This is a genomic window from Micromonospora sp. MP36 (assembly GCF_008119785.1).
Lineage (GTDB): Bacteria > Actinomycetota > Actinomycetes > Mycobacteriales > Micromonosporaceae > Micromonospora.
In genome coordinates, this window is the sequence record NZ_VSFA01000183.1 from 1 (window position 1) to 8,434 (window position 8,434).

Consider the following 8,434-nt stretch of genomic DNA (forward strand, 5'->3'; position numbering starts at 1 on the left):
CCCCCGCCCGCCCCCGGCCCGCCCGCCCCCCCCCGCGGGGGCGCGGGGGGGGGGGGGGGGGGCCCGGCCCCCCGGCCCCCCGCCCCCGCCCCGTGATCCCTACAGACCGGCGGCCACCGCGGCCGTCCGGCCACCGACCACCGGCAGCGTGATCCGGCTCCGGTCGAAGTGGACGGTGATGTGGGCCCGGTTCTGCTTGGCCCGGCTGCTGTACCCGGAGTACGACCCGAGCAGGACCACCCCGATCTGGTGGTCGGCGTCGAAGACGTAGTCCTCGGGCAGCAGCTTCACGTCGACCTCGGTCTTCGTGCCGGGCGCCAGGGGCGTCGACACCGACGGCGAGTCGAGGTTGAGGCCGTCGATGATGCCCTTGGTCACCAGCTCCTGCGGGTTGGTGGCGACGTTCTTCTCCACCTTCTTATAGCAGGCGTCCTCGGCAAAGCCGCCCCAGGTCGCCGGCTCTCCCCAGCAGTCCTCCTCCGTCAGCGTCCGGACGCCGTCACCGGCGGTGCTGAAGCGCTGGCGGGTGCCGTAGTCGACGAGCAGCCCGGCGAAGCTGGTGTCCTCGCCGTCGACGGTGGCGTTGATCTTGACGATCGGGGTGCCCGAGATGTGCAACGGCGCCTTCAGCGGCGCGGAGAGGAACACCAGCCGGTTCTCGGTGTTCGCCGCCGGATCCGACGGGTGCCGGATCGCGTTGGTCTGGGTCATCGTCGGGGTGTCCTGGAAGGTCGCCGAGCGGTTGCCGGGACCGGACTTGACGGACAGCCCGCCGGCGTTACCGGCGGCCGGCGCCTGCAGGAACACCTGGGTCGGCTGGGTGTTCGGCAGCGGCCAGGTGGCGGCGGTCTCCCACACGTCCGGCAGCCGCTCGATGTCGACGGCCGGCTCCTTCATGATCCCGTTGTCGATGCCCTGCAGCCAGTAGTCGAACCAGCGGTGCAGGGTGTCGACCCACTGCGCCCGCCGGAAGTCGAACGGGTCGACGTGGCCGGTGCCGGTCATCCAGAGCTTGCGCGGCACGCCCTGCGCGCCCAGCGCCTCCCACCACTTGCTGAAGTGGTCCGGCCGGACGTTGTCGTCGTTGATCCCGTGCACGACGAAGACGCTGGCCTTGACCCGGTCGGCGTGCGGCACGTAGTCGCGCTCCGCCCAGAAGTCGTTGTAGTCCCCGGTGGTGTCGTCGCCACCCTGCCCGAGAGCGGTCCGCACCGGCGCGCAGTACGCCCGGCGGGCGGGGTTGGTGACCGTGTTGGCGAGGCTGCCCGAGTAGTTGTTGGCCCGGGTGACCAGGCCGTTGCTACGCGAGTAGTCGTACCAGCTGGAGATGGCGGAGATCGGCACGATCGTGGTCAGCCCGTCCACCCCGCTCGCCGCGGCGGCGTTGGCCAGGGTGCCGTCGTACGACTTGCCGATCATGCCGGTCCGGCCGTTGTGCCAGTCGGCGACGACCTGCCGGCCGGCGGCGTCGTAGCCGGGCCGGCGCCCGTTGAGCCAGTCGATCGCGGTCGGCGCACTGATGTTGTCGGCCTGGCCACCGGTGACCGGGCAGCCGGTCGAGTTGTTGGTGCCGATCATGTCGAGCAGGATCATCGCGTAGCCGCGCGGGACGAAGTAGTTGTCGTAGAAGAGGGGCCATTTGTCGTTCAGCCCGTCCCCGTCGACGTCGGCCTTGCACTCGCTTTCGTTGCCTCGGCAGACCGTCGAATAGTACGGGCTGGCGTCCATCACCACCGGCACCTTGAGCCCGTTCTGGCTGGCCTTCGGGCGCATGATGTCCATGGCCACGACATCGAGCTTGCCGTCGCCGTCCGTGTCGACGTCGGACGTGACGAAAATGCGTTCCCGAACCGCGTCGGCATAACCGAACACCGGCTGCGTGACACCGTTGGAAATCATCAACTCGGCGCGCTCGTCGGCACCTGGCTGGGCCAGCGCCCCGGTTGCCGGCAGGCCCGCGGCCACGAACGCCAGGGCCACCACCGACGCCCGCCAGGCGCGTCTTCCTCTTCGCATCCACCTGCTCCTCTCCCGCACACCGGCCGTCGACCAGCGGCTCCGGCAACCCTCCGTTCGGCGGGCACCGGTCACCGCCACGACGTCGCACCGAACCTACGGATCGACACATCTGCAGGTCATCGGACACCTGTGGAAGATGCGTGCCGTCGACTCCTACGCCTGTCGCAGGGCGGAAGCACAATCACCGGCATTCATCGTTTCGTGACGTACCGTCATTGACAGCGCGCGTGGCGTGAGTTCAGGATTTTGGCCAACCCGCCGGCCGATCGCCACCCCGGGGCACCTCTCGCCGTCAATTAGCGACGGCTCCGGTAAGCGATTTTCACCGGCCCTCACCCGTCGGTCGCGCCGAACCTCCGCAGCAGCTGGACCCCGATTCCACCGACCGTCGACGCCCGCAGTTCCGTACGACAGAAAGGGCAACGATGCGAATGCCTAACTCCGGTGACCGCCGCTGGCGCACACCGGTCGTCGCGATCGCGGCCGTCTCGGCCGTGCTCCTGGTCAGTCCGGCCTCGGCCGTCACGCCGAAAACCGACGACGCCGGCGCGAGCACCGAACTGAACCGGCTGCCCGACGAGGCGGCCAGCGTGGTGGAGGTCCTGCTCGCCGATCGCGACGAGTTGGACGAACTCGTCGCCACCGGCGTCGACCTCGACCACCACGTCGAACAGACCGACCAGGGGATCGTCGCCCACGCGGTGGTCACGCCCACCGAGGCCGCGGCCCTCCGGGCCCGGGGCTACCGGCTCGGCGAGACCCTCCTCCGGCCCAGCGACTCGGCGGACCGGGTCGCTGAGCGCGCGGAGACCATCGCCGCGCACGTCGCCGAGAACCGGGCGTTCACCGCGGCCCTGGAGACCGCCGGGACCTCGGATGTCAAGATCATCCGCGCCGACTACTACACCTCGGGGACCAGCCAGATCCTGTCCGTCGAGGCGAAGTGGGCCCAGGGCCAGACCTCGACCAGCACCCTCACGGTCGTCCGGGACAGCGGCCCGGGCACCGAGCTCGGCTCCGGCGGCAGCCAGAGCATCTCCCGCTTCGTGGACGCCGGCGTCTACCTGTACCACCGGGGCGCGTCGACGGTGACCACCCGGCCGGACCGGATCCAGATCACCAGCCCGACCGGTGGGGTGGCCGTCGCCCAGGTCAAGGAATGGCTGCCCATCCCGGCCGACGACCCGGAGGGCGCGGGCTACCAGAAGGACTTCGTCACCAGCTACCTGACGCCGACCGAGCTCTACGACCGGATCCACCAGCTCGCCGCCGAGTTCCCCGACCTGGCCGAGGTCGTGGAGCTGCCGTACAAGACGAACGGCTACCGCCGCAAGGCACAGGCGGTGCTCGGCACCACGAACGCCAACCGGGTGGCGATCGACTCGGTCGCCTGGGGACACGAGGGCGGGAACGGCATCTCGGTCGAGCTGGTCAACCCGGGCGCCGCCAGCCGACCGCTGTCGGTGAGCGTGACCGGCAAGGACATCCGGGTCAGCCTGGCGACCAACGCCAGCGGCGCGCTGACCAGCACCGCGGCCCAGGTCGCCGCGGCACTGAACGCCAACGCCGGGTCGCTGGTCCGGTCGTACACCTACCGCGGCGACGCCGGTGCCGGTGTGGTCGCGGCCGCCGCCAAGACGGCGCTCACCGACAACCTGAAGGCGCCGGCCAGCGTGTCCCGGGACCCCCACCCGGTGTACGCGATCCGGATCGGCAAGCAGCGCGACGGATCCAAGATGGGTGTCCTCGCGTACGCCCAGGAGCACGCCCGCGAGTGGGTGCCGCCGCTGGTCGCCGTCGAGACCGCCGAGCGGCTGCTGCGCAACTACGGCCACGACGGCCGGACCAAGCAGCTGCTCAACAACCTGGACATCTGGATCGCCCCGTCGATCAACCCGGACGGCGGCCACTACTCGTTCTACGACTTCAACTCGCAGCGGAAGAACATGACCAACCACTGCCCGTTGACCGACGCGGCCGACGCCAACGGCCGGAACTCGTGGGGCGTGGACAACAACCGCAACTACACCGAGTACAGCCTCTTCGACGGTTACTCGGGCGCGTCCAGCAGCTGCACCAGCGGCACCTACGCCGGCCCCAGCGAGCTGTCCGAGCCGGAGGACAAGAACCTCGACTGGCTGGCGCAGCGCCCGAACATCAAGTTCTCGATGAACCTGCACTCCTCGGGCAACTACTTCATGTGGTCGCCGGGGGCGTACGCCACCCCGGGCCGGATCTCGGCACCCCGGCCGACCCTCGCCGAGGAGTCGTTCTTCTGGGGCGCGTCGGCCCGGATCCTCACCGCGATCAAGCGGCAGCGCAACATGGCGGTGACGCCGGCGCGAACCGGCCCGATCTCCGACGTGCTGTACTCGGCGGCCGGCAACTCCGGCGACATGCTCTGGTACAAGTACGGCATCTACGCCTGGAACTTCGAGGTCGGCACTTCGTTCCAACCGGAGTGGGACGAGGCGCACCAGGAGACGATGGAGTTCTCCAACGGCCTCGTCGAGCTGATGCGGGTGGCCCGCGACTTCGACACCGACCACCAGCGGCCGGAGAGCGGCCTGTCGGTGAAGCCCAGCGCCACGCCCGGCATGGTGGACGTGACGTTCACGGTGAGCGAGCCGGCCGCGGTCTTCTACACCCTCGACGGCAGCGCACCGACCTACTCGTCCACGCTGTACGCCTCGGCGGGGATCCGGGAGGGCGGCGAGACGCTGGCCCTGCCCGCCGGGACGAAGATCCACTGGTTCTCGGTGGACGCGGCCGGCAACGTGGAGCAGAACTATCGCGCTGACGGCACCGGCAAGAACTTCCGCAAGGGCAGCGCCGTGCTGCCCGGATAACGGCATCCGACACGGTGCCGGGTATGGCGGCTCGCGCCCCCGTACCCGGCACCCGGCCGCGCCTCGGCGTCGCGCAGCATCGTTGGGCGGCGCACCTGCCGCTCTGTGACCCATGCCACGTGCAGTTCCTGTCAGCAATCGGGGCGCCGTTCCGCTCAACTCACGGAGGCAAGCGAACCGACAGGAGCAACACATGAAGCACCGCATCGTCGTCCTCGGCGCCGGCTATGCCGGGGCCCACGTGGCCGGGAACCTGGCTCGCCGGCTGTCCCCGGCGGACACCGAGATCATCGTGGTCAACGCCGAGCCGGACTTCGTCCAGCGGCTGCGGCTGCACGAGCTCGCGGCCGGCTACGAGATCAAGGCTCCGAAACTCGCCGACGTCTTCGCGGGCACCGGGATACGGCTGCGCTTGGCCCGTGTCACCGCCGTCGACCCCGAGCGCCAGGTCGTCGCCGTGGCCGGTGCCGACGGCGGCGGCGAGCTTGGCTACGACACGCTTCTCTACGCGCTCGGCAGCCACGGCGACGACCGCAGCGTCCCCGGCGTTGTCGAGCATGCCTTCGACATCGCCGCCCGGCCCTCGGCGCTGCGCCTGCGCGAGCGCCTGGACAGCCTGGGCAGGCGGAGCGAAGGCGGGCGTGTGCTGGTCGTCGGCGACGGGTTGACCGGCATCGAGACCGCCACCGAGATCGCCGAAGCCCGGCCCGGCCTGTCGGTGACGCTGGTCGCCCGCGGCGAGCTGGGCGCCCGGCTCTCCGCCGGAGCCCGCAGCCACCTCCGCCAGGCCTGCACCCGGCTGGGCATCACCGTCCTGGAGCACACCAGCATCGAAGCCGTCGAAGCGACGCGGGTGCTGTGCGCCGATGGCACCGCCCTGGCGTCCGACGCAACCGTGTGGACGGCCGGGTTCGCGGTCAACCCCATCGCCGCCGCCAGCGGGCTGGAGGTCACCGAGAACGGTCGGATCCTCGTCGATCGCACCATGCGATCGGTCTCGCACCCGAACGTCTACGCCGCCGGCGACAGCGCCTATGCCATCGGCGACAACGGCCGGCCGCTGCCGATGTCCTGTGCTTCGGCCGGCTTCACCGGCCAGCAGGCCATCGAGGCGATCGTGGGACGCCTGGCCGGCCGCAAGATCGCGAACACCAAGCTGGTCTACCCGGGCAACCACATCAGCCTCGGGCGGCGGGACGGGATCCTGCAGTTGGTCGACGACGAAGCGCGAGCAAAGCCGAAGTACCTGGGCGGCCGGAAGGCCGCGCGGATCAAGGCGGCCATCCTCAAGGTCTCGCTGTGGGCCACCTCGCACCCGACCTTCGGTATGCCCAAGCGCAAGCGCCGCCTGGCCGCCGCGCCGAATGCGTCCGCCAAGAAGGCGGTCGGCGTAGCCGCCTAGGGTGATCCGCGTGGACGGCACGGCCACTGATCGCTTCGACACCAGCCGGTTCGAGGCCAGCCGGAATCGGCTGGCCTCGCTGGCGTACCGGCTGCTGGGCTCCGCCGCCGACGCCGAAGACGCCGTGCAGGATGCGTTCCTGCACTGGCAGGCCGTCGACCGGCAGCGGATCAAGGTGCCGGAAGCATGGCTGACCAAGGTCGTCACCAACCTGTGCCTCGACCGGCTCCGCTCGGCACAAGCCCGCCGCGAACGCACCGTCGGCGCCTGGCTGCCCGAACCGCTCCTCGACGGCGACCCGATGCTCGGCCCGGCCGACACTTTCGAGCAGCGCGAATCGGTCTCCCTGGCCGTGCTGACTCTCATGGAGCGCCTGTCACCCCTCGAGCGGGCCGTCTACGTCCTGCGCGAAGCGTTCTCCTACAGCCACGCCGGGATCGCCGAGATCCTCGACATCACGGAGTCCGCAAGCCAGCAGCACCTCCACCGGGCCCGACACCACATCACCGCCGCGCGCCGCCGCGGCGGCGAAGTCGACCCGGCATCCGCCCGCAGGATCGTCGAGGAATTCCTCGCCGCTGCCTCCTCGGGCCGCACCGAACGGCTGGTGGCGCTGCTCACCGACGACGCGACCGCGATCTCCGACGGCGCCGGCCTGGCCAAGACGCTGCTGCAGTACGACACTCCGCAGCGCATCGCCGCCGTCGTACGGGCCGGCTTCAAACCCACACCCGCGAAACGGCGATTTGCCGGCGGCACGCCCGCCATCCACTACGCGCTCGTCAACGGCGCCCCCGCCATCCTCTTCGTGCTCGGCGACCAGGTCGTCGGCGCCGTGGCGTTCGACATCACCAACGGCAAGATCACAACCATGCGTGGCATCGCCGCCCCCACCCGCCTCGCCCGCCTCACCGAAGCCTGGCGGCAGCACGAACCGGACACGCCGCTCATCGCCGAGTGGTGACCCGACGCCAACCGCGGCCAGGCGCAGCACCGCGCTGCGATGAACCGCTCCCAGGCTGACCAACTTGATTAGGAATCGTCGGTGATCATAGGTTAGCCGTGTGGACCGTGGCGCGTCCTCTTTGGGCTGGTTCGGGGAGATTCCGGTGATGTGGGCCGGTCGTGATCGCGGGTTCTCCTGGATCGTTGTCGAGGCGATGAGCCGGTGAGCGGCCGGCTGCCGCTGGCCGGGGGCGAGGCCTCCCGCACTGCTTGCGCCCGTGCTTTGCTGCGGTCGGGGGTGGACGAGGAGAGCGGTGAGGTTCTGTCGCAGGCGGTGCTGGCGCAACGTGTCGGCTGGTGTGCCGATCTGCTAGCGGGCATGGTGTCCGGCCTGTTGGCGGAGCGGTGGAACTGCGCGGATGTGGAGGTGTTGGCCTCCGGACACGACGCGGGTGGCCGGAAACTTCCGTCGAACGCGTGGATGGCGCTGCGTCGTCTGGGTTGGACGGTTACCGCGCCGGTGGGTGTGAGGGTCAATGACCGGGTCGTGCGGATGGCGCAGGAGCAGGCGGGGCGTGTTCTGCGGTCGGCGTGGTGGCGTGCTGGTCTGACCGGCGGGGTGCTGGCGACGTGGCCGGCCGATCCGCGTCAGCGCACCGCGCAGGAGTGGGAGCAGGTACGCAAGGCGGTTCCGGGCGGGGAGCATCTACCGTCCAGCATTATCAAGTCCCGCACCCGGCAGGCCGCGAAGTTCCTTGCCGCCAATGGCCGACTGCCGGCGGACGTGTTCGAGATGGAAGGCGCCCCGAAGGTCGCGCGGATGCTGCTGCTGGCCGCGTGTGACCGGCAGCAGGCCACCATCGAACGCAGCGACACCGACCCTGCGAAGGTGTTGCTGCGGTTGCAGCTTCCCACCCGCCCAGATCCGCGAGCCTACGCGGATTGGACGTGGGTGGCCTGTCCGATCATGCTGCCGCCCACGGTCCCCGCCTCGGCGGTGCTGCACCTGCCCACCCTCCGGGTCGCCGGCCGGCAGGTACGCGCCGATGTCGCGTACACGCACGCTGTGCCGAAGGCTCGGCGGACCGGCCACACGGTGGCGGTCGGCGTGGACTGGGGCCTGAACACTCTCCTCTGCGCGGGAGCCCTGCGGCTGCAGGAGGATGGGCGGATCACCGAGTTGGGGGCCGGTGGTCAGTTCCGGGCCGCCGGCATCCTC

At 70.4% G+C, this 8,434-nt stretch carries 5 protein-coding genes; 4 read left to right on the forward strand and 1 reads right to left on the reverse strand.

Annotated features, from left to right (window positions below; all coding sequences use genetic code 11):
* Window positions 1-99: 99 nt before the first annotated feature.
* Window positions 100-2,016: a Xaa-Pro dipeptidyl-peptidase gene (locus tag FXF52_RS39540; RefSeq protein ID WP_148804771.1), complete on the reverse strand. Its 1,917-nt coding sequence runs from the start codon at window positions 2,014-2,016 to the stop codon at window positions 100-102.
* Window positions 2,017-2,450: 434 nt separating this feature from the next.
* Here FXF52_RS39540 and FXF52_RS39545 point away from each other — a divergent pair, with 434 nt between their 5' ends.
* The 4 genes from FXF52_RS39545 to FXF52_RS39560 form a co-directional block, all read left to right on the forward strand.
* Complete coding sequence (locus tag FXF52_RS39545; RefSeq protein WP_255472865.1) at window positions 2,451-4,868, forward strand: M14 family metallopeptidase; 2,418 nt, start codon at window positions 2,451-2,453, stop codon at window positions 4,866-4,868.
* Window positions 4,869-5,061: 193 nt separating this feature from the next.
* Entirely contained in the window at window positions 5,062-6,270 is a 1,209-nt protein-coding gene (locus FXF52_RS39550; protein ID WP_148804773.1) for an NAD(P)/FAD-dependent oxidoreductase, read from the forward strand.
* Between the two features lie 10 nt (window positions 6,271-6,280).
* Window positions 6,281-7,234, forward strand: coding sequence for a sigma-70 family RNA polymerase sigma factor (locus FXF52_RS39555; RefSeq protein WP_187414001.1), 954 nt, complete (start codon window positions 6,281-6,283; stop codon window positions 7,232-7,234).
* 204 nt (window positions 7,235-7,438) lie between these two features.
* Window positions 7,439-8,434, forward strand: a 996-nt coding sequence (locus tag FXF52_RS39560) for a hypothetical protein (RefSeq protein ID WP_222870930.1), incomplete at its 3' end; no start/stop codon positions are given.

Excerpts from the sequence above, each read along its gene's own strand:
- FXF52_RS39545 (WP_255472865.1), top strand. The coding sequence starts at position 2,451 with ATGCCTAACTCCGGTGACCGCCGCTGGCGCACACCGGTCGTCGCGATC.
- FXF52_RS39540 (WP_148804771.1), bottom strand. The coding sequence starts at position 2,016 with ATGCGAAGAGGAAGACGCGCCTGGCGGGCGTCGGTGGTGGCCCTGGCG.
- FXF52_RS39550 (WP_148804773.1), top strand. The coding sequence starts at position 5,062 with ATGAAGCACCGCATCGTCGTCCTCGGCGCCGGCTATGCCGGGGCCCAC.